Source organism: Sulfitobacter sp. W002 (genome assembly GCF_025142135.1).
Taxonomy (GTDB): domain Bacteria; phylum Pseudomonadota; class Alphaproteobacteria; order Rhodobacterales; family Rhodobacteraceae; genus Sulfitobacter; species Sulfitobacter profundi.
Map to the genome: position 1 here is coordinate 3,011,423 of NZ_CP081126.1, position 23,021 is coordinate 3,034,443.

The 23,021-nt window shown below is 56.6% G+C and carries 31 protein-coding genes and 1 pseudogene; 3 read left to right on the forward strand and 29 right to left on the reverse strand.

Translation table 11 applies throughout. The features are described 5' to 3' along the window. Nucleotides 1-2: 2 nt before the first annotated feature. The 25 genes and pseudogenes from K3758_RS14875 to rpmC form a co-directional block, all read right to left on the reverse strand. Complete coding sequence (locus K3758_RS14875; protein WP_093737964.1) at nt 3-437, reverse strand: hypothetical protein; 435 nt, start codon at nt 435-437, stop codon at nt 3-5. Next, a complete protein-coding gene (locus K3758_RS14880) occupies nt 437-1,102 on the reverse strand; it encodes a hypothetical protein (RefSeq protein ID WP_093737966.1) in 666 nt (221 codons plus the stop codon). The genes K3758_RS14875 and K3758_RS14880 overlap by 1 nt, the downstream gene beginning before the upstream one ends. Beyond that, complete coding sequence (locus tag K3758_RS14885; RefSeq protein WP_120351857.1) at nt 1,095-3,104, reverse strand: hypothetical protein; 2,010 nt, start codon at nt 3,102-3,104, stop codon at nt 1,095-1,097. The genes K3758_RS14880 and K3758_RS14885 overlap by 8 nt, the downstream gene beginning before the upstream one ends. Then, nucleotides 3,089-5,338, reverse strand: a complete 2,250-nt coding sequence (locus K3758_RS14890) for a hypothetical protein (protein ID WP_162931878.1) — start codon at nt 5,336-5,338, stop codon at nt 3,089-3,091. The genes K3758_RS14885 and K3758_RS14890 overlap by 16 nt, the downstream gene beginning before the upstream one ends. Beyond that, entirely contained in the window at nt 5,335-6,498 is a 1,164-nt protein-coding gene (locus K3758_RS14895) for a site-specific integrase (RefSeq protein WP_120351859.1), read from the reverse strand. Before K3758_RS14895 ends, K3758_RS14890 begins: the two co-directional genes overlap by 4 nt. A gap of 144 nt (nt 6,499-6,642) precedes the next feature. Further along, a pseudogene (locus K3758_RS14900) lies at nt 6,643-7,407 on the reverse strand (AAA family ATPase); the annotation flags it as partial. 1 nt (nt 7,408) lies between these two features. Next, complete coding sequence (locus tag K3758_RS14905; RefSeq protein WP_259946295.1) at nt 7,409-8,782, reverse strand: trypsin-like peptidase domain-containing protein; 1,374 nt, start codon at nt 8,780-8,782, stop codon at nt 7,409-7,411. Nucleotides 8,783-8,910: 128 nt separating this feature from the next. Then, nucleotides 8,911-9,327: a 50S ribosomal protein L17 gene (gene rplQ / locus K3758_RS14910; protein WP_067622218.1), complete on the reverse strand. Its 417-nt coding sequence runs from the start codon at nt 9,325-9,327 to the stop codon at nt 8,911-8,913. A gap of 165 nt (nt 9,328-9,492) precedes the next feature. Then, on the reverse strand, nt 9,493-10,509 hold the full coding sequence (locus K3758_RS14915; RefSeq protein ID WP_007118862.1) for a DNA-directed RNA polymerase subunit alpha: 1,017 nt from the start codon (nt 10,507-10,509) through the stop codon (nt 9,493-9,495). A 114-nt stretch (nt 10,510-10,623) separates the two neighbouring features. Then, nucleotides 10,624-11,013 carry a 30S ribosomal protein S11 gene (gene rpsK / locus K3758_RS14920; protein WP_067622222.1) on the reverse strand — a complete coding sequence of 130 codons (390 nt, stop codon included), beginning with the start codon at nt 11,011-11,013 and terminating at the stop codon, nt 10,624-10,626. Between the two features lie 15 nt (nt 11,014-11,028). Then, nucleotides 11,029-11,397: a 30S ribosomal protein S13 gene (rpsM, locus tag K3758_RS14925; protein WP_007118860.1), complete on the reverse strand. Its 369-nt coding sequence runs from the start codon at nt 11,395-11,397 to the stop codon at nt 11,029-11,031. A 260-nt stretch (nt 11,398-11,657) separates the two neighbouring features. Continuing rightward, nucleotides 11,658-12,305, reverse strand: a complete 648-nt coding sequence (locus K3758_RS14930; RefSeq protein WP_259946307.1) for an adenylate kinase — start codon at nt 12,303-12,305, stop codon at nt 11,658-11,660. Next, nucleotides 12,302-13,684 carry a preprotein translocase subunit SecY gene (gene secY, locus K3758_RS14935; protein ID WP_120351861.1) on the reverse strand — a complete coding sequence of 461 codons (1,383 nt, stop codon included), beginning with the start codon at nt 13,682-13,684 and terminating at the stop codon, nt 12,302-12,304. The genes K3758_RS14930 and secY overlap by 4 nt, the downstream gene beginning before the upstream one ends. A gap of 119 nt (nt 13,685-13,803) precedes the next feature. After that, nucleotides 13,804-14,286 carry a 50S ribosomal protein L15 gene (gene rplO, locus K3758_RS14940; protein ID WP_259946312.1) on the reverse strand — a complete coding sequence of 161 codons (483 nt, stop codon included), beginning with the start codon at nt 14,284-14,286 and terminating at the stop codon, nt 13,804-13,806. Nucleotides 14,287-14,760: 474 nt separating this feature from the next. Continuing rightward, complete coding sequence (gene rpmD, locus K3758_RS14945; protein ID WP_007118856.1) at nt 14,761-14,949, reverse strand: 50S ribosomal protein L30; 189 nt, start codon at nt 14,947-14,949, stop codon at nt 14,761-14,763. Nucleotides 14,950-14,951: 2 nt separating this feature from the next. Beyond that, nucleotides 14,952-15,533, reverse strand: coding sequence for a 30S ribosomal protein S5 (rpsE, locus tag K3758_RS14950; protein WP_067267992.1), 582 nt, complete (start codon nt 15,531-15,533; stop codon nt 14,952-14,954). Nucleotides 15,534-15,701: 168 nt separating this feature from the next. Further along, a complete protein-coding gene (gene rplR / locus K3758_RS14955) occupies nt 15,702-16,061 on the reverse strand; it encodes a 50S ribosomal protein L18 (protein WP_067622237.1) in 360 nt (119 codons plus the stop codon). 11 nt (nt 16,062-16,072) lie between these two features. Then, a complete protein-coding gene (gene rplF, locus K3758_RS14960) occupies nt 16,073-16,606 on the reverse strand; it encodes a 50S ribosomal protein L6 (protein ID WP_067622240.1) in 534 nt (177 codons plus the stop codon). 10 nt (nt 16,607-16,616) lie between these two features. Next, nucleotides 16,617-17,009: a 30S ribosomal protein S8 gene (rpsH, locus tag K3758_RS14965; RefSeq protein ID WP_067622243.1), complete on the reverse strand. Its 393-nt coding sequence runs from the start codon at nt 17,007-17,009 to the stop codon at nt 16,617-16,619. A 12-nt stretch (nt 17,010-17,021) separates the two neighbouring features. After that, nucleotides 17,022-17,327, reverse strand: coding sequence for a 30S ribosomal protein S14 (gene rpsN, locus K3758_RS14970; protein WP_007118851.1), 306 nt, complete (start codon nt 17,325-17,327; stop codon nt 17,022-17,024). Nucleotides 17,328-17,345: 18 nt separating this feature from the next. After that, nucleotides 17,346-17,909 (reverse strand): 50S ribosomal protein L5, encoded by a 564-nt coding sequence (rplE, locus tag K3758_RS14975; RefSeq protein ID WP_067622246.1) that lies wholly within the window; start codon nt 17,907-17,909, stop codon nt 17,346-17,348. Further along, complete coding sequence (gene rplX / locus K3758_RS14980; protein WP_067267981.1) at nt 17,902-18,213, reverse strand: 50S ribosomal protein L24; 312 nt, start codon at nt 18,211-18,213, stop codon at nt 17,902-17,904. Before rplX ends, rplE begins: the two co-directional genes overlap by 8 nt. Nucleotides 18,214-18,215: 2 nt before the next feature. Next, nucleotides 18,216-18,584, reverse strand: a complete 369-nt coding sequence (gene rplN, locus K3758_RS14985) for a 50S ribosomal protein L14 (RefSeq protein ID WP_005621870.1) — start codon at nt 18,582-18,584, stop codon at nt 18,216-18,218. Between the two features lie 63 nt (nt 18,585-18,647). Beyond that, nucleotides 18,648-18,893, reverse strand: coding sequence for a 30S ribosomal protein S17 (gene rpsQ / locus K3758_RS14990; RefSeq protein WP_120351863.1), 246 nt, complete (start codon nt 18,891-18,893; stop codon nt 18,648-18,650). Between the two features lie 14 nt (nt 18,894-18,907). After that, nucleotides 18,908-19,111, reverse strand: coding sequence for a 50S ribosomal protein L29 (gene rpmC / locus K3758_RS14995; RefSeq protein WP_007118846.1), 204 nt, complete (start codon nt 19,109-19,111; stop codon nt 18,908-18,910). Nucleotides 19,112-19,294: 183 nt separating this feature from the next. Between rpmC and K3758_RS15000 the strand changes: the two genes are divergently transcribed. Continuing rightward, nucleotides 19,295-19,915 carry a TIGR02466 family protein gene (locus K3758_RS15000; RefSeq protein ID WP_067622256.1) on the forward strand — a complete coding sequence of 207 codons (621 nt, stop codon included), beginning with the start codon at nt 19,295-19,297 and terminating at the stop codon, nt 19,913-19,915. A 15-nt stretch (nt 19,916-19,930) separates the two neighbouring features. Next, the gene (locus tag K3758_RS15005) at nt 19,931-20,503 is read left to right on the forward strand and encodes a hemerythrin domain-containing protein (protein WP_259946329.1); all 573 of its coding nucleotides are present in this window, start codon (nt 19,931-19,933) and stop codon (nt 20,501-20,503) included. A gap of 14 nt (nt 20,504-20,517) precedes the next feature. Here the strand turns inward: K3758_RS15005 and K3758_RS15010 are convergent, their stop codons facing one another. Continuing rightward, on the reverse strand, nt 20,518-20,718 hold the full coding sequence (locus tag K3758_RS15010; protein ID WP_259946331.1) for a hypothetical protein: 201 nt from the start codon (nt 20,716-20,718) through the stop codon (nt 20,518-20,520). 143 nt (nt 20,719-20,861) lie between these two features. On the opposite strand from K3758_RS15010, the gene K3758_RS15015 reads away from it, so the two are divergent. Then, nucleotides 20,862-21,434: an NYN domain-containing protein gene (locus tag K3758_RS15015; RefSeq protein WP_259946333.1), complete on the forward strand. Its 573-nt coding sequence runs from the start codon at nt 20,862-20,864 to the stop codon at nt 21,432-21,434. A 72-nt stretch (nt 21,435-21,506) separates the two neighbouring features. On the opposite strand, the gene rplP is transcribed toward K3758_RS15015, so the two are convergent. From rplP to rplV, 3 genes are read right to left on the reverse strand one after another with little or no spacing between them, the layout of a single operon-like run. After that, nucleotides 21,507-21,920, reverse strand: a complete 414-nt coding sequence (gene rplP / locus K3758_RS15020; RefSeq protein WP_007118841.1) for a 50S ribosomal protein L16 — start codon at nt 21,918-21,920, stop codon at nt 21,507-21,509. Between the two features lie 13 nt (nt 21,921-21,933). Beyond that, nucleotides 21,934-22,641, reverse strand: a complete 708-nt coding sequence (gene rpsC, locus K3758_RS15025) for a 30S ribosomal protein S3 (RefSeq protein ID WP_067625857.1) — start codon at nt 22,639-22,641, stop codon at nt 21,934-21,936. Further along, complete coding sequence (gene rplV / locus K3758_RS15030; protein WP_067267968.1) at nt 22,641-23,021, reverse strand: 50S ribosomal protein L22; 381 nt, start codon at nt 23,019-23,021, stop codon at nt 22,641-22,643. The genes rpsC and rplV overlap by 1 nt, the downstream gene beginning before the upstream one ends.

Below are 23,021 nucleotides of genomic sequence, written 5' to 3' on the forward strand. Positions count from 1 at the left end.
GGTCAGCGGAAGTCTTTCGTCGTCTCCAAGAAGGCATCTCTCGCCGACTTGAAATGCTTCACCTCTTCGAGTTCACGGCGCAATTGTCGGTTCTCCTCTTGCAAGCTTGCGATCCGCTGCAACAGCTTCGAATTCGACGTCGCTGTGCGCTTCATTCGATCATTGGCTCTTTCCCTCGCGGCGCTTTCCTCAGCGATGGATTTGGATAGGGCTGGATGTTGCGAACCCCATCGAACGTCGAGTTCTTCGACGAGTTGTTTGATGGCGGGGTTCTGTCCAAATGAACGTCTGTTGAAGCCAAGCTCAGTGGCAACCTCCTTGCGGTTTAGCTTACCCCGACGAATATAGTCCGCATGATCACCCCGCGCTTCCCGCTCAGAGACCCATGCAACGAAGCGAGCAAAGTTCTCGCTCCCTAATTGCCGACCGCTAGACATTATTCCGCCACCTTCATCTGGAACTTGGTCCTCAACTGATCTTTAAGCCTGCTGATCTCTTCGTATGCTTCAACAAGCTTCCCTTGTAGTCGCTCTACATCCTCATCCAACTTGGCGTTATTTTCGAGAAGACGATTGTTCTGTTGGAATAGCGAAACATAGGAATGGTTCTGGGACGCTAGGCGATCGGCCATGTTTTGCTCGAACGCCGCTTTGGCATATTCCGAAAGCTTTATCTGCTCGAGCTTACGATACTTTTCAAGCAGGGCCGAGTAGGCGGCCTTTCTCTCAGTTGCTGAGGGCCTAGCGTTGCTCAAACTCCGGGCCTTGATCGCGGCCTCCAAGCGCGTGTTCAGCGACCCTATGAACTCTACAGTGCGCAGAACATCTCGCCGATCCTTATTTCTGAGGTGTCCCTCGTTGAGCCCCGCTGCTTTGTTGAGAGTTGCGGCGACCAATTTCCACTCCTTGATTTTGACTGTGCGTCCGGGCTTCAATCCCCGGGTGAATGCCAGCTTCTTCTCGAACGCTACGAGTGCGACATCCACAATGCTTTTGTAGCTTTGCGCAACATCAGCATCATAATACCAGAGAGGCGGGCGAGCTTTGTCAGGCAGCTGAGGAGAGAAATCGAGATCAAAATCTTCCATTTCAAGGTCAGACATCCACCTTCTCCATTTTTCTCACCAGAGCCTCCAGAGCCCTAAGAGTCTTTTGAGCGCCATCAACGAACAGTGGGCCGATCAGATCATTGCCTTGCCATTCCTGAGCCTCCGCTCGGTAGGTCGCAAGACGTCGTTTTAATGTCAGGAAGTGAGGATCATCCTTGTTGTCAGTTTGTTTTATTATGCAACTATTTACACACCCTACGCAGCTATCTACATCAGCCGTTTGGGTTCTTGGAATACCCGCTTCGTCACGGCAATTCGCGAGTTGTTTTGTGTTCTCAGTCAAAACACATAAACCATATTCATGAGGGGTGACAATCGGCTCGCCAACATGCTCTTCTATAATCTGCCTAATGGTTGCATCACGCGCACTCTTATCGTGCATCTCGACTAAACCAATATTGTCCGCTTGCCTCGTGAGGAATTCACCCAGCTGCCCATGGAGGGTGGCAGCACCATCTACGTATCGACTGACGAGTTCAAAAATCTGGCGCCTACCAAGGTGCTGATACTCCGACAGCTCGACCTTATTATGCGTGTAGACTCCAGTCATTTTCGACCCGAAATGGTGCCGGTAATGATCGCGGATAAGTGGCATAATATTTCCATCGAAACGGCGCATGGCAAACTCGGCCCAAGCATGGCGGAATCCATGAGCTGTTACGTGCGGGCAGTAGTTACGGACATCATCACCCTGTCCCTCAAGAAAAATCTCGTAGAAGGAATTAACCTGCATCGTAACGTTAATAGCGTTTTTATTCAGAGAGTATACCGGCTGGTTCTGCGAGTTGAAACTATACCTAAAGTAGGAGAAAAGCTCTTTCCTCCTCTCGCAGGTCAAGCCGACGCCACCTAGACCATCCAGGACATCGATAAAATCGGCGACAGCAGCCGAAACATGCCGATCCGTAACGACCCCATGGTTGGTTTTTTCGATGTTCGACGCGAAGATATAGTCCGCCCCCTTTTTCTCGAACGCGTCGCGTGCCATTCCGCTCGCTTCACTATGTCGGATACCAGTCAAAATAAGAATCGCCAAATAACATGCTGTAAGAAGATGGTCCCCCTTTCGGGTAATTGAACTCTTAATTGAATGTGTGCCAATCGAGAATGGGATTGATGGAAGGGGAAGCTGATCTCTCGACTTCACGTTCGGGTAACACTTGCAAAGCTCCTCGAAGAACACTTGATCTACAGACCAAGCCTTTAATCGGCTGCCATAGCATGTGCTCCGTTCACCAAAATTTGAGAAAAATTGGCCAGCGGTCTTCCAACTAGGAAGCCTTCCCTCTTCGCGAAGCCTTCGTTCCGTTTGAAACCACGCGAGGACGTATTTGGTCTCATCCGATTTTATCAGCTGGAAACAATAACCTAGGACAGCCAAAGCAATTTCGAAAGGAACGATCGAAAAACTTCCGCCAGCCCGCCAATCTGCGTAGCTTTCGCCGGCATCTCTCACCCATACTGAGCAAAGGTCTTCCCAACGCCCACTTAGATTAGACGCCGGTAAGTACTGCTCAGGCACCAAACGGTGCTCCGCGTACCGCAAATCATACATCCACGCAAGTAGACGAATTCTACTGAACACCGTGGGCCCCCGAGCAATCGAACCATCGATATTGTGTATCACGAGCTCTATAAGTTCACTCTCACAGAGATCAGCTAGCAGTCGCCCCTGAAACTTACTGTTCATGAAATGAAATACTGAGGCAATGTTACCATAGGTAGAACTCATGCTTCTGGGACTCTGCACAGTCGCAAAGCCATCATCCACCCCTTCACAACGCAAGAACACAATATTCTTTGCGACCAGCTGCTGCCAGCTTCGAAGCTCCCCGAAACGACTCCTAAAGTCAATTTTCACTACCTCGCCCGAATCGACGTGATGAATAAACCAAATATCGTCGAAATACTTACCTGGGTTCTTGGCGTAACAAGAAGAGTCAATGAGAGGAGCACCGTCAGACGAACTAGCAGCATCTATCATTCCACGATCCATGAGTTCCCCCCTTCCGATATCGGTGCATGTGGTATCCTGCGTTCCAAATGCCCATATTTTTCAGATGCATCTTTCAGACTGACAGCACTGAAGCGCTTCAGGAGCAACTCAAGAAAGTTAAGCTTTGCCCACGCATTGATAGCCTTGTCGAGGTCTTGGGTGGCAAAAAGACCCTCTAACTCTCCCTCGATATGGCGCACCTCTTCCATCATCATGCGAGCCGTGAGACCGGAATCGAAGAGATAAATCATTCCATCCTTTTTAATCAAACCGCTTTTTTCGACAATAAATTTCTCTGCCTTTGCGGCCGCTAGGATTGTTTCGGGAGGAGCTTCGAGACTACTTCCCCGCAAGCCTATAAAATCCACTAAAGCAGAAACTGAAAACGGGCTTGTTCTCTCCTCCCATTCACCAATAATATCATGTGAAATACTGGCCATTTCCTCTGACACGGCGGCGGCAAACGCCCTGCCCTTCCTCAGCTTCACTTTATCTCTCGACCGCGCCCGATAGATTTCCTCACGGGTCTTCAATGTATGAAATTCATTCTGCGCTTGTCGTGAGAGTTCATCTGGATCTTCACTGTAATAGGACTTCAGCAGCGTAGTGGATTTAATGAATCCTCCTCGTTTTGCTTCTTCCGCATATACATGCGACTGAGCAATTGCCGAAGGAAGCAGCGCTTTAGCCGTACGCCTTTCGACGTCACCAAAATTAAACGCTCTGCCATTCTGACGTTTGACTTGAACGACGCTTAAGTATATCTGTTTAACTACAATTAAGTTTGCGTCTGACAAACCGTACTCGATCAGCCCTTCCGAGTGATCGGAAAAAGCCAAATGATAGAAATTCCAGGTGGAGCTAAAACGGGAAGTCTGCGGTTTATAGGGTGATATCATCGCTTCAGAAACGACATTCCCCAATGGGCGCTGATCATAGTCCCACAGATATGCTTTAAGCGCTCGACCCATCCTTGTATTCTTCTTAATACAAACGTTCTCTGCCTTACCACTCCGCCCCTTGAAGCTTCTAATCCAAATTCCTGTCGCATCTTCATCAATTTGCGCCCGTTTGAGGCGAACCGTGTTAGACAACTGAATTCTTCGTGATGCCAACAGCCAGACAAGGCACGTCTCTTCTTCCAAACTGGGGCCTAAGAAGTCGAGAAGTGAAAGCATTAATCTGGACATAATGGAGAAATTCTTCCCTCCATTTTCCCAAACAGACCATTGAGATTTCGGGTATGAACATGACGCAGTGACTTTTAAAAGCTGGTCTGCGAAACCCTTCGCTCCATTTTTGGCCAAATTCACTGCGGATGAAAAACGTTCGAAATGTATTGACTTCCGCCATTGGGACATTGCGATTGCATTGAGAAACGCATCATCCATAGCCACCAGAATCTCGATGTTAATACCCAAGATTTCGAACCACTCATTCTCCCATTTCAGAACTCTGGGTGAGTACGCTTGTGTTCTTTCAATCTTCCTGAGCCGTTCCACGCCGATCCGCGTCACCGCATCGCAGATCTTAGCATATAGCTCTGGATGCTCGTTCCGAAGTCGCTTTCGAACATCTGACCATTTTCGGATAAACGCAGATGCATAATCAGTAACAGCATCGATGTACTGCTCATTCGTATAGTTAAGACTATCGCCGAATACATCTTCGAGAGACCTGGTCGGGTATCTTTCTACCGCTCTTAGGTTTGGCCAATAGCCGCTATCGAGGGCTTTTGCCCCCTTCCCCCCGATAAGGGTTCTGATCTCGCGCTTCACTTTTAGATCATCGCTCTTATCGGCGGCTTTATTGAACAGCCTCTTGGCGTCGTCCATGCTTGCCTTGATGCTGTATTCTGATGTCAACTCAGACTTTAAACGCTTGAGTAGCGCTCTTCCAAAATAACGCCTGTCTGATTCTTCACCGCTGACCGCTACCTTCACTATATATTCAAATGCTCTTTTATAACTTGGCACACGGGAAGCTGTGATGCCCGATTCTGGGGAATTTATGACTGCAATCATCGGCCCGATATATCGGTGGCATCGTAGTTGGGCAGGGACGCCAACCTCTTGAACCACGCCGAGGCTATCTACACCAATCCGTGCCACCCCCTTCAATGTGCCTGGTACATTCTGGACGTTGCTACGGTATTCTGCAGCATAGTCGCTCTCTTCTTCAGTAAGGCCTCCACGAATTAAACGCGCTTCCGCAAATGAAGATCGATTAGTCATTCAAACTCCTCCGTCACGTAGCGGACTTGGCTGGCATCAGATGTTTGATCGACCATTTTGGCATTCTGTTCTTCAGCGTTGCCATGGAGAAGGATTTCGAAGTTGATGTATATATTCGTGGTGTCGAGACTTTCATGCCCTAACCTCTCTCTAAGCTGCTCATAGTTTTCGTTCAAAGCGCGAAGCCTATTCGCAAGGTTAGTCGCGTAGGTATGTCTCAATCCGTGGAATGTCCGTGTCCGGCTATGCCGTATCCACATATCGAGATTGGGAGTGTTCGCATTCCCATTCAATAGTATGGCGTCCTTGCAAGACTTATAAATTTTTGACGGATATGACGTGCTTAATCTTATGTCGCGCGCCGACCCAAACGCAATATCGCCCGACACATGAAAGGTATTAACATAGCGGAGGATATCCTTCGCCAAGGCAGTTGGGAAAGCAATCTTCCGTACCTTTCCGGAACCCCGCCCCTTACCAATGATTGCGTATAAAAATTCGTTTCTCTGGCTGCTTTCAGCTTTCTTCAGCTCACTCCTAATTCTTGGAATACTGAAGTTGTCGGGATCAACGATTTCAGCGCCGCGGCAACCGGTCTCGTAGGCTACGCGAAGTATGAGTTCATCTCGCCTTCTTAGCCTCGCGTTCTTTTTAACAACGTAACCAGAGAGGGTTTCGAAGTCTTTATAGGAAAGGTATTTCGCGTAAAGGCCAAACGGATCGAGTGAATTCTTTGTTCCGGCCGCCAGATTCACTTCCTCTTGCAGACTATGATTTATGTATTCCGATACCTCTATAGCCTTCTCAATGAACCCCAGATGCTCCATCGCCCTATAGAACTTTGCGATGAACCCGTGATAGTGTTCAACGGTAGTCGCTTCTAATCGCTTCTCTTGAAAGAGATGTTTGTCTAAGTATGCTTCGAGAAAGAACGCATCGACTTGGAGAGGCTCTATCCCTTTGCTTTTGGCAAAGTTCAGGAAATTTGCGACTTGGTGAGCCAGTTGATCATAGCCTCTCGGCTTCCGGTAGTATTCATTCATGAGCCAGATAGACGCAGGGAAGTAGGGTGCGAGCGTATCACCGTCTCGGATCATCTTGACGGTTCTCACCATGCCTTGGTGTTCGACTTCGCAAGTGACAACCTCAAATCCGCTCATACTGCTCCTGATGATGATCTGCAGGCTGTGGGCAGGTAGTTAATTCACCATTCAATATTACATTTTGCCGTAAAAATATACCCCGTCGTCGAAACGACCCTCAAAACGCTGGTTTGGGTATTTTTTTGCTTTGGTCTATAGAGTTAAATATGAAATCAGATTGTAATGCGAATCCCCCGATTTGTCGTATTGCGCGGCCCGCCGCATGAGGCGTTTCGACAGCCCCGCCCTGTCGAGCGGCGCATCGCCTTTCCACGCCGTGACCTGCTCGATCAGGTTGAGCAGCGCCCGCCCGTCGCCATCGGCCATCTCTAAAAGCGCCTCGCGCGCCTCGGGCTGCAACGGCAGGGGCTTGCCCAACTCGCGCTCCGCCCGCTGCGCCAATCGCTCCAGATCGGTGAGCGGCAGGCGCTCCAACACCAGCACCTGCGCGCGGGACAGCACAGCGGCGTTCAATTCGAAACTCGGGTTCTCGGTGGTGGCACCGACCAGAAGGATCGTGCCATCCTCCATATGCGGCAAGAACCCATCTTGCTGCGCCTTGTTGAAACGGTGGATTTCGTCGACGAACAAAAGCGTCCCCTGCCCCTGCCGCCGACGCATCTTGGCCGCGTCGAAAACCTTGCGCAGTTCCGGCACGCCCGAGAAAATCGCGCTGATCTGCACGAAATGCAGATCGGTCTCATCCGCCAGAAGCCGCGCGATGGTGGTCTTGCCCACGCCGGGCGGCCCCCAGAAGATCAGCGAAGACAGCGCGCCCGCGGCCAACATCACCGACAGCGGCGCATCGGGGCCAAGCACTTTTTCTTGCCCAATCACCTCGGACAGCGCGCGCGGCCGCAACCGATCCGCCAAGGGGCGGTGCCCGGCCTCTGCCGCTGGGTCGCCGTCACCAAATAGATCCGCCACGCTACCCCCTGAACCGCAGAGCGACACGCCGGTCGCCGCGCTGAATAACCATCTGAATGCGCCGCACCTCGCCCGACAGCAGGGCGGCCAAACTGTGCGTCTCTGCCACCTCTACCCCATTCACCGAAAGGATCACATCACCATCCCGCAGCCCCACACGTGGGCCATAGCGGCCCGCATCCATGACCACGACGCCACTGCTTTCCAGCGGCAGGTTCAGTTCCGAAATCACCGCCGGATTGATTCGCGCAGCGCGCAATCCGGGCAAAAGGCTCCGGGTGCCCAACGTGACCTCGGCCCGGTCCGGTTCATCCGGGGCGGCGATCAGCGCCACGGTTATCTCTTGCAGAACGCCATCGCGCCTGACGCCCACGCGCACGGAATGACCAAGACCGGCGACCGACATGCGGTAGATCATCTCCGACGGCGTATTGACCGGCTGGTCATCGACGCTGACGATGGCATCCCCCACCAGCACCCCCGCCGCGTTGAAGGGGCTGGAAGGATGCAGCCCCGACACGATGATCCCGCCCGGTCGATCCAACCCCAGCGGCCCGGCCATATCTGCATCCACCGGTTGCCCGGCTAAACCCGCCCAAGGGCGGCTGAACGCCACCTCCCCCGCGCGGGCCTGCGCGACAAAGGCCGCGACAAGATCAGCGGGGATCGCAAAACCGATGCCGTTGCTGCCGCCCGAGCGCGTCAAGATCGAGGTGTTCACCCCGATGAGCCGCCCCGCCATGTCAATCAGCGCCCCGCCCGAGTTGCCGGGGTTGATCGGCGCATCGGTTTGAATGAAATAACCCTGCCCGCCATTATCCGCCGCCCCCGACCGTGCAAGACCCGAGACGATCCCGCTCGACACCGTCTGCCCCACGCCGAAGGGATTGCCGATGGCCAAGGCAAGCTCCCCCACCTCGACCGCATCGCTGTCGCGCAACTCAAGAAACGGCAGGTCCGCCGCGCCTTCCAGCTTGAGAATCGCCAGATCGCTTTCCGCATCGCCCAAAAGCACATGGGCGCTGAACTCGCGCCGGTCATTCAGGACCACACGGATATCGGTCGCCGTGCCCACCACATGATAGTTCGACACCACGATGCCATCCGCCGACAGAATCACCCCGGAGCCGAGCGAATTCTGCACCCGGGGCCGCTCGGAGAAGGGATCCCGAAAGAATCGTTCGAAAAACGGATCGGCCTGAAGCGGCGTGCGCTGTGGCTTGGTCAGGATGCGGGCGTAGATGTTGACCACCGCGGGGGTCGCATGTTTGACCAGTGGCACGAAACTCAACTGCATCTGCGCGGCGGAACTGGGCACCTGCTGCGCCGCTAGGGGGGCGGCAAGCAGCGTTAGGATCATCAGCAAATATCTCATGCCGTCAGATATGCGCAGCCGCCCCGGCTGGCGCAACTCCCATTTCGGAATGATCTTGAAATCTCCCCCGCGACAACGAAAAAGCCCCGCCAAATGGCAGGGCTTTCCATTCCGCAATCTGCGAAATCTTATTCTGCGGCGTCTTCTTCGGCCAGACGCGCTTTGTCTGCGGCGCCTTTGGCGTCGCGGTCGCGGTCGACGAATTCGATGATCGCCATCGGCGCCATGTCACCATAGCGGAAGCCAGCTTTCAGAACGCGGACGTAACCACCTTGGCGGTCTTTGTAGCGCGGGCCGAGGATGTCGAACAGTTTCGCGACATACTGGTCTTCTTTCAGCTTGGCGGCGGCCTGACGGCGGGCGTGCAGATCGCCACGTTTGGCCAGCGTGATCATCTTTTCGATGATCGGCTTGAGTTCCTTGGCTTTCGGCAAGGTTGTTTTGATTTGCTCATGCTCGATGAGCGAGCCTGCCATGTTCGAGAACAGCGCCTTGCGGTGTTCATGTGTACGGTTCAGGCGGCGGTATCCACGTGCGTGACGCATTGTCTTACTCCAATCGTGATGCCCTCTACGGGCGGTTTTGCTTTGTCTGGCCCGCGATGCGTGTCACGGGCTCTCCTTGGGGCTTGCACCCGGTCGTAACGGTGCCCGATTTCTTTTGAAGAAATCGGCCCGGAAACTTTAAAAAAATTTCCGGGGCCGTGTCTCTTAGAACGAATCCTCGAACTTCTTGGCGAGGTCTTCGATGTTTTCTGGCGGCCAGTCTTCGACATCCATGCCAAGGTGCAGACCCATGCCCGACAGCACTTCCTTGATCTCGTTCAAGGACTTGCGGCCAAAGTTCGGCGTGCGCAGCATTTCGGCTTCGGTCTTCTGGATCAGGTCGCCGATATAGACGATGTTGTCGTTCTTCAGGCAGTTCGCCGAACGGACCGAGAGCTCCAGCTCGTCGACTTTCTTGAGCAGCAGCGGGTTGAACTCAAGACCATCATCGTCGTCCTGACGGGACGCCGATTCCGGCTCGTCGAAGTTGACGAAGATGCCCAGCTGGTCCTGCAGAATGCGCGCGGCGAAGGCTACGGCGTCATCCGGCGTGATGGAACCGTCTGTTTCCACTTTCATGGTCAGCTTGTCGTAATCCAGCACCTGGCCCTCACGGGTGGGCTGCACGTCATAGGAGACCTTCTTGACGGGCGAATAAATCGCGTCGATCGGGATCAGACCGATGGGCGCATCTTCCGGCTTGTTCTTGTCAGCGGAGACATAGCCCTTGCCGGTGTTGACGGTCAGCTCCATGTAGACATCCGCACCATCGTCGAGGTGGCAGATCACATGCTCGCGGTTCAGAATCTCGATACCGGCGGATTCGGAGATGTCACCGGCAGTGACTACGCCCGGCCCCTTCGCAGAGATCGACAGGCGCTTGGGCCCTTCGACTTCCATGCGCAGGCTGACGCCTTTGAGGTTCAGGATGATGTCGGTCACGTCTTCGCGCACACCGGCGACGGAGGAAAACTCGTGCAGCACGTTGTCGATCTGCACAGATGTGATCGCCGCGCCCTGCAGCGAGGACATCAGCACGCGACGCAGCGCGTTGCCGAGGGTCAGGCCAAAGCCCCGCTCCAGCGGTTCGGCCATGACGGTCGCCTGACGTGCGGGGTCGTTGCCCGGCTTGACGTCAAGCTGTTGCGGCTTGATCAATTCAGCCCAATTCTTGTGGATCATGCGTCCCTCCATCCTTGTTTGTGCCTCATGTCCAAATGACACAAACGCTCGAGGTTTCTGAAAAGCGGTATGGGGCCGCACGCAAGGCGCGACCCCATGTAAAACAGTCCCGGCTTAAACGCGGCGGCGTTTGGGCGGGCGGCAGCCGTTGTGGGCCATCGGAGTCACATCACGGATCGACGTGATGTTGAAACCGGCAGCCGCCAAAGCGCGGAGTGCGGATTCACGACCCGAACCGGGGCCCTGAACTTCGACTTCCAGCGTCTTGACACCGTGATCCTGCGCCTTGCGGCCAGCATCTTCTGCGGCCATCTGAGCGGCATAGGGTGTCGATTTACGCGACCCTTTGAAGCCCATGGTGCCAGCGGAGGACCAGGAAATTGCGTTGCCTTGAACATCCGAGATCAGGATCTTGGTGTTGTTAAAGCTCGAGTTCACATGCGCCACGCCTGCGGCGATGTTCTTGGAGACCTTACGCTTGGTCTTTGTCTTATCGCGTGCCATTGATCAGACCCTCCCTTATTTCTTCTTGCCAGCAATGGCCTTAGCGGGGCCTTTGCGGGTGCGAGCATTGGTGTGGGTACGCTGACCACGGACGGGCAAGTTACGACGGTGGCGCAGGCCACGGTAGCAGCCAAGGTCCATCAGACGCTTGATGTTCATCTGCGTATCACGACGCAGGTCGCCTTCGACGGTGTAGTTGGCGTCGATGTGCTCACGCACGGCCAGAACTTCGGCGTCGGACAGTTCGTTAACGCGACGGGTCGCGTCGATGCCAACGGCTTCGCAGATGGCTTTGGCGGAGGAAGTGCCAATACCGGTGATATAGGTGAGGGCGATTGGAACCCGCTTTGCAGTCGGGATGTTTACGCCGGCAATACGTGCCACGTTAGCTATTCCTTTTCGTTGCGGGTCCGTCGTTCCAGACCCTTTTTTCACAACACAAGCCCGAGGCGTTTTGGCCATCGGGCTGAGGCTGATCAGGTGATCTTGCGGGGCTGGGCGGAACCCTTGCCGCAATTTGATTCTCTTGCGAGATAGGGGTGACTATGAGGTTTTGCGCAGGGCGTCAAGCCTTGCACAAAACTCCCGTAGGATCAGTGGAGCGGAGCGAAGGGCAGCGTCGCCCCTGCCCCACCACCGGGAAATCACTTGTCGAGAATCTGCGCGATTGCGCCGCGGACTTCTTCGATCTGTCCCAGACCATTCACACCGCTGAGCATCTCTTTGGCATAGTAATAGCCGATCAGCGGAGAGGTCTGTTTGTAGTAGGCCATCAGACGGGTTTTGAGGCTTTCCTCATTGTCGTCCGCACGGCGCTTGAACTCGGTCCCGCCACAGTTGGCGCATTTCCCATCTTCGGGGATCGGTTTGGTCAGGTCGTTGTAAACCTCGCCGCAGGACGCACAGGTGGAACGGGCGGTGATGCGCGCGACCAGCGCCTCATCGTCGACCTTCATCTCGATCACAGCGTCGAGGGTCTGGCCCTCTTGCGCCATCAGATCGGCCAGCGCATCGGCCTGCGCCAGCGTGCGGGGGAAGCCGTCAAAGATAAAGCCGCCATGCTCGGCCTTGTCGGTGAGCTTTTCGCGGATCAGACCGATGACGATCTCATCGGTGACGAGCGCGCCGCGGTCCATCACGTCGGCCACGATCTTGCCCATCTCCGTGCCGCTGTCCTTGGCTTCACGCAGCATGTCGCCGGTGGACAGCTGAACCATGTTGCGGGTCTCGACCAGATGACGTGCTTGGGTGCCTTTGCCTGCGCCCGGAGGCCCGAGTAGGATAATATTCATCGACGTACGGGGCTCCGTTTCTTGCGTGTACCTTTGCCTTTGCCCGCGCCTTTGCCGCGCAGCTGAGACTTCTCAAGCAGACCTTCATACTGGTGCGCCAGCAGATGGCTCTGAACCTGTTGGATCGTATCCATGGTGACCGAGACGACGATCAGCACCGAGGTGCCACCGAAGTAGAAGGGAATGGCGAACTGGCCGCGCAGAATCTCGGGCAGAACACAGACTGCCGCCAGATAGGCCGAGCCGAGGACGAGGATGCGGTTGACCACATATTCCAGATACTCAGAGGTGCGCTTGCCGGGGCGGATGCCGGGGACAAAGCCGTTCTGGTTCTTCAGGTTGTCGGCCACGTCATCAGGTTTGAAGCTGACGTTGAAGGTATAGAAATAGGCAAAGAAGACGATCATCGCCACGAAGAACAGCAGGTAAAGCGGCTGACCGGGGCCGAAGTTCGCCAGAAGCCACGACATCACCGGGCTGGTGGAATTGCCCGAAAACGTGCTGACGGTGACCGGCAGCAGCAGCAAGGACGAGGCAAAGATCGCCGGGATCACGCCCGCCGGGTTCACTTTTACGGGCAGGTGGCTGGTGCCGCCGTCATACATCTTCATCCCAACCTGACGGCGGGGGTATTGGATGTGAATCTTCCGCAGCGCACGCTCCATGAAGACCACGAACATGATCGTCGCAATCACCATGACCAACACACCCACGATCACCGCAGGGCTGATGGCCCCCGAGCGGCCCGAAGCAAAGAACTGCGCGATGGCGGCGGGAACCTCGGCGATGATGCCGACGAAGATGATCAGCGAAATGCCGTTGCCGATGCCGCGTGCGGTGATCTGCTCACCCAGCCACATCAGGAACATGGTGCCGCCGACGAGGGTGATCATACAGGCGGCGATGAAGCTAAAGCCCATCTGCCCATCGGCCACGATGTCACCGGCCTGAAGGCTGACCGCAAGACCGTAGGACTGCAGGGTCGCCAGCGCCACGGTGCCGTAGCGCGTGTACTGGTTGATCTTCTTGCGCCCCTGCTCGCCCTCTTTCTTAAGCTGTTCCAGCGCAGGCACCATGGAGGTCAGCAGCTGAACGATGATCGAGGCCGAGATATAGGGCATGATGCCCAGAGCGAAGATACCCATCCGGCCAAGCGCGCCGCCGGTGAACATCGACACCATGCCGCCGATGCCTTGGCCCGCGCTCTCCATAAAATCACGCAGTGCGCCGCCGTCGATGCCGGGCACCGGGATAAAGGTGCCAAGGCGGTAAACGATAAGCAGCCCGAGTGTGAACAGGATCCGATTGCGCAGGTCTGTTGCCTTGCCCAATGCGGCCCAGCTCGTGTTCGCGGCCATGTTTTCGACGGCAGATACCATGAGGGGTCTCTTCTTTTGTTGCGAAAACGCCGCCCGGGCCGTTTTCCGGCGGGCGGCGTTCGGGAAAACTTGAGGATATGTAAGCGGCTGGCGCGCCGCTCACAAGCCTTAAGGCCGCTTTACTCGGATGCCTCGGCCGCCTTGGGGGCGGTCACGGTCACCTTGCCGCCTGCCTTCTCGACCGCCTCGATGGCGGACTTGGAGGCGCCAGCGACGTTCAGGTCGATCTTGGAGGTGATGTCACCTTTGGCCAGAACGCGGATACCGTCCAACTCACGACGGACCAGACCGGAAGCGATCAGGGCGGCACCGTCGATGGTGTTGCCGGCGTCGAGCTTCTTGGCGTCGATGAATTTCTGGATCAGGCCCAGGTTCACAACAGCGAAAGACTTGCGGTTCGGCTTGTTGAAGCCACGCTTGGGCAGACGCTGGTAGATTGGCATCTGGCCGCCTTCGTAGCCATTGATGCTGACACCGGAACGGGATTTTTGCCCCTTGATACCACGGCCACCCATCTTACCCTTGCCAGAGCCGGGACCACGGCCAACGCGCATACGCTTCTTGGCTGCGCCTTCGTTGTCGGAAAGTTCGTGCAGTTTCATGTCGCTTCTCCTTATGCCGGAAATGGCCCCCAGCGACGGGAGTGGCCAAACGCGGCGTTGCGATTCCATTGCGACCCAACACGGGCCACCGGGGGCGTATAGGGGATGACGTGACGCGTGACAAGGGGGTGAGCACGCTGGCTCTCTTCCGGGCCACAAGGGCCATCGCCTGCCCGTGGGGTGGCGATCACGACGGTGATCCGTGCCACTTTATTATGCGTCGATAGCGCGCCTTGGCAGAGTTGCGCCATGCCTCAGCAAATCGCCAACCCGGTCGCACCATAGGCGCGCCCATTATTGTTGGCACGCCTTTGGCGTGACTGACGGGCAGGCGATGGCCCGGCGCCTGCGGCTTGATACCGGGCGAGTGGCGCTTCAAAACGACGCACCCAGTCCGCACAAAGCAAAACGCCCCGCAGTTCCCTGCGAGGCGCTTCCGTAGAGCGGTCCCCCACCCTACCGCTGAACTGGCGTTCAGCCTTTCTCTTCGACGATCTCAACCATATGCGAGACCTTGTTGATCATGCCGCGGACGGAAGGTGTATCTTCCAGTTCACGTGTACGACCCATTTTGTTCAGACCCAGGCCAACCAAAGTTGCCTTTTGCTTAGCGGGGCGGCGGATCGGCGAGCCGACCTGCTTGATTACGAGTGTCTTGGCCATGCTTATGCCTCCTCAGCCACTTGTGCGGAGGACTCTACGTTGTCTTCACGCTTGGGCAGAATGTCAGCCACTTTCTTGCCGCGACGCTGCGCGACGGAACGGGGCGATTGCTCTTTCTTCAGACCGTCCAGAGTGGCGCGGATCATGTTGTAGGGGTTCTGCGAACCGACCGATTTGGACACAACGTCTTTCACGCCCAGCATCTCGAACACGGCACGCATCGGACCACCGGCGATGATACCGGTACCTTCAGGTGCTGTACGCATGATAACGCGGCCTGCGCCGTGGCGACCATGCATGTCGTGGTGAAGGGTACGGCCTTCGCGCAGTTGAACGCGGATCATCTGACGCTTGGCTTGCTCAGTCGCCTTGCGGATGGCCTCGGGTACTTCTTTCGCTTTACCCTTACCAAAGCCCACGCGGCCTTTCTGATCGCCCACGACCACGAGTGCGGCGAAGCCGAAACGCTTACCACCCTTAACGGTCTTGGACACGCGGTTGATCGCGACCAGACGGTCAGCGAATTCCGGGGTTTCGTCGCGTTGGTTGCGGCGGTTGCCCCCACGGTTGTCATCTCTTGCCATCTGGCATCTTCCTTTTTCTGTGGCCCTGAGGCCCTTAGGATCAATCCTGGTGAGCCCTTGGCCCCCGGATCATCGAGAGGGCCAACCCGGCCCTCTTCGCAGGAAAGCTATGCGCGGGGCACAGCCTCCATATGAAAGTGGGTGCGTGGTTGCCCACGCACCGCACAATCAGATCTTCAAACCGCCTTCACGCGCGGCGTCGGCCAGAGCCTTCACCTTGCCGTGGAAGAGGAAGCCGCCACGGTCGAAGTATGCTTCTTCGACGCCGGCCTTCTTGGCACGTTCGGCAATCGCGGCACCGACTTTGGTCGCTGCTTCGATGTTGTTCTTGCCGAAAACGCCCAGATCCTTTTCCATCGAGGAAGCGGAAGCCAGTGTCACGCCATTCACATCGTCGATCAGCTGAGCCGAGATGTTTTTGGACGAACGGTGTACCGACAGGCGAAGACGCCCGGCGTTCACTTTGCGGAGTTTGTTCCGAACGCGCATGCGGCGTTTCAGGAACAGCTGTCTTTTGGTGTTTGCCATCTTTCCGTTCCTTACTTCTTCTTGCCTTCTTTGCGGAACACGAACTCACCCTTATAGCGGATGCCTTTGCCCTTATAGGGCTCGGGCTTGCGCCATGCGCGGATGTTCGCGGCGACCTGACCAACAAGCTGTTCGTCAATGCCTTCCACAACGATTTCGGTCTGCTTCGGTGCTGTCACGGTGACGCCTTCGGGCGCAACGTAGTCAACATCGTGGCTGAGGCCGAGGTTCAGTTTCAGCGTGTTGCCATTGACGGCCGCACGATAACCAACACCCTGGATTTCCAGCTCCTTCTTGAAGCCCTCGGTGACGCCGGTCACGAGGTTTTCAATCATGGTGCGGGACATGCCCCACTGCTGACGTGCGCGCTTGGACTTGCCACGCGGTGTCACAGAGATTGCATCGTCTTCGACCGTCAGGGTCACGTCGTCAGTTGCGCGGAAGCTGCGGGTGCCCTTGGGGCCCTTCACTTCGATCGTCTGACCGCTCACCGATGCCGAGACGCCCGAAGGCATGGCGACTGGTTTCTTACCAATACGAGACATTGTCTTCTCCTTAGAATACGGTGCAGAGCACTTCGCCGCCAACATTGGCAGAGCGTGCAGATGCGTCCGACATCACACCTTTGGAGGTGGAGACAATCGACACGCCGAGGCCCTGACGGACAACGGGGATGTCATTGACGGCCATGTAGACGCGACGACCGGGTTTGGAAACCCGCTTCAGCTCACGAATAACAGGTTCGCCTTCGTAGTACTTGAGGCTGATCTCGATGGCGGGGTGGCCATCGGCGCCCGTGACTTTTTCGTAGCCGCGGATGTAGCCTTCGTCGGCCAGCACGTCCAACACCCATGCACGCAGCTTGGAAGCCGGTGTGGAGACGGTGGATTTGCCGCGCAGCGAAGAGTTACGGATGCGTGTCAGCATATCTGCGATAGGATCGTTCATCTGATGCGCTCCTTACCAGCTCGACTTGACCATGCCGGGGATTTGGCCCGAAGAGCCGAGGTCCCGCAGCGCGATCCGCGAAATTTTCAGTTTACGATAGTAGGCGTGCGGGCGGCCCGTCAGCTGGCAACGGTTGTGCAGACGCACAGCAGAGCTGTTGCGCGGCAGTTTCGCCAGTTTCAGGGAAGCGCGGAAACGCTCTTCCATCGGTTTGCTTTCGTCGCTCACGATCTCTTTCAGAGCCGCGCGCTTCTCAGCGTACTTTTTGACCAGTGCTTCGCGCTTCTTCTCGCGCTCAATCATGGATTTCTTAGCCATTTCTAATCCTTCCCGCGCTTATGAATTGAAGGGCATGTTGAAAGCTTTCAACAGCGCCTTGGCTTCAGCGTCGGTTTTCGCCGTGGTGGCGATCACGATGTCCATACCCCAAGTCTCGTCAACTTTGTCGAAGTCGATTTCGGGGAACACGATATGCTCTTTCATGCCCATGGCGTAGTTGCCACGGCCGTCAAAGCTCTTGCCCGAGATGCCGCGGAAGTCACGGATACGGGGCATTGCGATCGTGATCAGACGATCAAGGAATTCGTACATGCGGTCGCCACGCAGGGTGACTTTCGCACCCAAAGGCATGTCTTCACGCACGCGGAAACCAGCGATGGATTTCTTGGCCACGGTTGTCAGAGCCTTCTGGCCTGCAATCGCGGTCAGGTCTTCCTGAGCCGACTTGGCTTTTTTGCTGTCGCGCACGGCTTCGGCACCGCAGCCGATGTTCAGAACGATCTTGTCCAGCTTGGGGATCATCATGTCGTTCTTGTAGCCGAATTCCTCTTTCAGGGCGGCGCGGATCTTCTCGCGGTATTCGGCCTGAAGGCGGGGTGTGTAGGTTGCGGTATCAAGCATCGATCACGTCCCCCGTGGTCTTGGCAAAGCGCACTTTTTTGTCGCCTTCGATTTTGAAACCTACGCGCGTGGCTTTGCCATTGGCATCCACCAGTGCGAGGTTGCTCAGGTCGATCGGCATCGCCTTGGGGATGCGGCCGCCCTGAGATGTCTGTGTCTGGCGCGTTGCGCGGATGGCGATTTTCACGCCGTCAACGATGGCCTTGTTCGACTTGGGGTCAACAGACGAGATGGTGCCCGTCTTGCCCTTGTCCTTGCCGGACAGGACGATGACCTTGTCACCTTTGCGAAGTTTAGCAGCCATGATTACAGCACCTCCGGAGCGAGCGAGATGATTTTCATGAAGTTCTTCGCACGCAGCTCACGAACAACCGGCCCGAAGATACGGGTGCCGACAGGCTCGTTGTTGTTATTCAGGATAACAGCAGCGTTGCGGTCGAAGCGGATGGCGGTGCCATCTTCACGACGAACTTCTTTGGCAGTGCGAACGACAACGGCCTTACGGACGTCGCCTTTTTTCACACGACCGCGTGGGATGGCTTCCTTGACCGAGACGACAATGATGTCGCCGACGGATGCGTATTTACGCTTGGAACCACCCAGGACCTTGATGCACTGAACACGGCGCGCGCCGCTGTTGTCAGCAACATCCAGGTTGGTCTGCATCTGGATCATTTGGTTTCTCCCGACCTTCTGGGGGGCGATGCGGCCCTCATCCCAGGGTTTCGTTTAAGGGGCTCAGGCTTCGGTTTTGTCCGAAGTCAGAACTTCCCAACGTTTGGTTTTCGACTTGGGGGCACATTCGATGATGCGAACGCTGTCGCCCACCTTGAACGTGTTGTTCTCATCGTGAGCCCGGTACTTCTTGGACTTACGGATGGTCTTCTTCAGAACCGGATGCGTAAAGCGGCGCTCTACGGAAACGGAAACTGTTTGTGCGTTGGCGTCCGATGTCACGGTGCCTGTAAGGATACGCTTGGGCATGTTTCAGGCTCCTATTATTCGGCTGCCGCAGCAGCGGCTTTCTGGTTCAGCACGGTGTGGACACGGGCCACGTCACGCTTAACAGTCTTCAGACGTGCGGGGTTTTCCAACTGGCCGGTGGCCTGCTGGAAACGCAAGTTGAAGGATTCTTTTTTCAGGTTCACAAGTTCGTCGCGGAGCTGGTCCGGCGTCTTGTCATGCAGTTCGCTGGCTTTCACGGCCTCTTCCTTTCAACATCACCAGTAGGCCCCTGTCAGGGTGACCATGATTCTGGTGGAGTTCATGATGAAAGGTGCCAATACGCGCTGAGGTCGCACATGGCAACCCCCGTTGGCCCGGCGCCTGTGAATTAGGCGGGAAAGACGCTGGCGATAGGAACATGTTCCGCATAAGAAGGGCCTATGTCAAACATCAAATCGCTTTTCGCCACCCGCCTCTATCACGCCGCCCTGTCGGACCATGGCAAACCCATCGACACCGATGAGCTCGCCGCCTCTTGTTTCTCGATCGCCGAGGATGATGAGGCCGGGCAGGACTGGTGCGAAGAGAACGGCTATGCGGGCTACACCTCTTATGCGTCGCTCGACGACCTGCCCTACCGCTTTCCGATCTTCAAGGATCTGGTCGCGGTGCTGGACAAACATGTGGCCGCCTTTGCCAAGGATCTCGACTTCGATCTGGGCGAGCGCAAGCTGGTGCTCGACTCCCTGTGGCTGAACATCCTGCCCGAAGGCGGCATCCACACCTCGCATATCCACCCCCACTCCGTGATCTCTGGCACGACATATGTGACCATGCCCGAAGGCGCCAGCGCGATCCGCTTCGAGGATCCGCGCCTGCCGATGATGATGGCCGCGCCGGGCCGGGTGAAAGACGCCCGCGAAGAGCTGCGCCCCTTCATCTATGTCGCACCCGACGCGGGCGACGTGCTGCTCTGGGAAAGCTGGCTGCGCCATGAGGTGCCGATGAACATGATCGAAGAAGACCGCGTTTCAGTCTCGTTCAACTACAACTGGGCCTGACCGATGGCCGAGGACGTGAGCGCCCTCCCCCTGTCGGACCTGACAATCGACGCCGAGACCCGCCCGCCCCTGCCCGACATGGGCGACGTCACCGAGGCACAGCGACAAGCTGGGCGGCACCTTGCGGCGATCCACCGTCACTACCTCAGCGATCTATCACAAATCGCTCAGGTGATGACCCGCATTGAGGCCGAAGACGCGCCCCCGGCTGAGCTTGCGCATATCGTCCTGCATAGCCAGATGGCCCAGAATTTCGCCGCCGCCGGGACGCTCTGCGGTCAGCAATGCTGGGCGCTGACAATGCACCACAATATCGAAGAACAAAGCATTTTCCCGCAGTTGCACGCCCGCGGCTCTGAACCGGTGCGCGCAATCGTGGACCGGCTGCGGGCCGAACATGAGGTCGTTCACGCGCTTCTCGAACGGCTGGGCGCGGCGGCGGGCGGATTGTCCGAGGCACCAAGCTCAGAACAATTTGCCGAAACCCGCGCGATATTCGACCAACTGGTCGCAGTGGTGCGCTCGCATTTCAAATTCGAAGAAACCGCCTTGGCCGAGGCATTGGGCGTCTATCAGGTCGACATTTGAGGGCCGCCCAGCGGCTATTTCAGCTTCTTTGCCGCCTCTTCTTGCGCCTTGACCGCTGCCTTTTCTTCCTTGGTCAGCTTGTTGCCCCACTGATTGTTGCTGAGCCCGAGATCACTGGGCATCGGCTTGGTCTTGCCCTTCTTCACCTCTCCGCCGTTGTCGAGAAACGCTTTGATGAGGTCTTCGTCGGTGTTCGGCTTTGGGACGTGCTTCATCGGGCTGGGCCTTTCCTGCGGCATGGGGTTAAGCAAAGGCTACCTAGATTAAAGCGCATTGGCCAGCGTTGCAGGTGCTGCTTGCCCCGCCTGCCGGATTGGTGAACATTCAACCTTTAGATTTATTTGAGTATCCCCTGCCGATGTTTGTCCCGTTCCTTTTGCTCTTTATATCCCTCGCCTTTACAACCGCAGCCGCATCCACGCCGGGCTATGAGGACTTCAGCCTGCTCGGGGCGCTTTGTGTCATCGCCAGTGCGATCCTTCTGCTGCGGTCTTTGCGCGGCGCGCAGCAGCAGCGCAAAAAATGGATCATCGTCGACGGCTCCAACGTCATGCATTGGAAGACCGGCGCGCCGAACATGAATGCGGTCCGGGACGTTGTGGATGAGTTGCGCACGAGGGGCTATTCCCCCGGCGTCGTGTTTGACGCCAACGCGGGCTATCTGCTCGCGGGTCGCTATCAACATGACAAGGCGCTGAGCAGACAACTTGACCTGCCGGTGGACCGGGTAATGGTCGTCCCAAAGGGCACGCCTGCAGATCCCTATATACTCCAATCCGCCCGAGACTACGGCGGGCAGGTCGTCAGCCGCGATCGGTTCCGCGATTGGGCGGAGGCCCATCCTGAAATCGCCGAGCCGGGGCACCTGATCAAAGGTGGCTACCGGGATGGGAAACTCTGGCTCGACCTTGAGGCAGACGCGCTGCTCTGACAAAGCAAAACCCCCGCCGATCACTCGACGGGGGTTTTATGTCTTTCAGCCACCCCTTACGGGGCTGCGGGCTTACCAGTCCTCGCGGACAACAACCCGGGTCTTGATCGGCAGCTTCATGGCTGCCAGACGCAGGGCTTCGCGTGCCACGTCTTCACCGACACCGTCGATTTCGAACATGATACGGCCGGGCTTGACCTTGGCTGCCCAGAAGTCGACGGAACCTTTACCTTTACCCATACGAACTTCGACGGGCTTGGAGGTGACCGGTACGTCCGGGAAGATGCGGATCCAGACACGGCCCTGACGCTTCATGTGACGTGTCATGGCGCGGCGTGCCGCTTCGATTTGACGGGCTGTAACCCGCTCCGGCTGCAGTGCCTTCAGGCCGTAGGTGCCAAAGTTCAGGTCAGACCCGCCCTTTGCCAGACCCTTGATCGAGCCCTTAAACTGCTTGCGGAATTTAGTACGCTTTGGTTGAAGCATTTCTCATTCCCCCTTAGCGACGACCGCCGGCACCGCGAGGTGCTGGGCCGTCTTGGAGTTCCTGTGCCTTACGGTCACGCGCAGCGGGGTCGTGTTCCATGATCTCGCCTTTGAAGATCCATGTCTTGATCCCGATGATGCCGTAAGCGGTGGCCGCTTCGACATGTGCGTAATCGATGTCGGCACGCAATGTGTGCAGCGGCACGCGACCCTCACGGTACCATTCGGTACGCGCGATTTCGGCCCCACCAAGACGACCCGCGAGATTCACGCGGATGCCCAGTGCGCCCATGCGCATGGCGTTCTGCACGGCACGTTTCATGGCGCGGCGGAAAGACACCCGGCGCTCCAGCTGCTGTGCAATGCTCTCACCAACAAGGTGTGCGTCCAGCTCGGGCTTGCGGACCTCAACGATGTTGAGGTGCAGTTCCGAGTTGGTCATCTTGGCGATCTTCTGACGCAGCGTCTCGATGTCCGCGCCTTTCTTGCCAATGATAACACCAGGGCGTGCTGTGTGGATCGTGACGCGGCACTTCTTGTGCGGACGCTCGATGATCACACGCGCAACACCAGCTTGGTGGCACTCTTTCTTGATGAAGTCGCGGATTGCGAGGTCTTCCAGCAGAAGATCACCGTAATCCTTGGTGTCGGCGTACCAGCGGCTGTCCCAGGTGCGGTTCACCTGAAGACGCATACCGATCGGATTGACTTTGTTACCCATCAGGCTTGCTCCTCAACTTGACGCACTTTGATCGTGATCTCGGCAAACGGCTTGATGATCTTGCCGAACCGGCCACGGGCACGCGGGCGACCGCGCTTCATGGTCAGGTTCTTACCGACATAGGCCTCGGCCACGATGAGCTCATCGACGTCCAGGTTGTGGTTGTTCTCGGCGTTGGCAATCGCGGACTGAAGGCATTTCTTCACGTCCTGCGCGACCCGCTTCTTGGAGAAGGTGAGGTCTGTCAACGCTTTGTCCACGGATTTACCACGGATCAAAGCTGCAACCAGGTTCAGTTTCTGCGGGCTGGTGCGAAGCATGCGCAGTTTTGCCATTGCTTCGTTGTCTGCCACGCGGCGGGGATTCTTATCCTTGCTCAT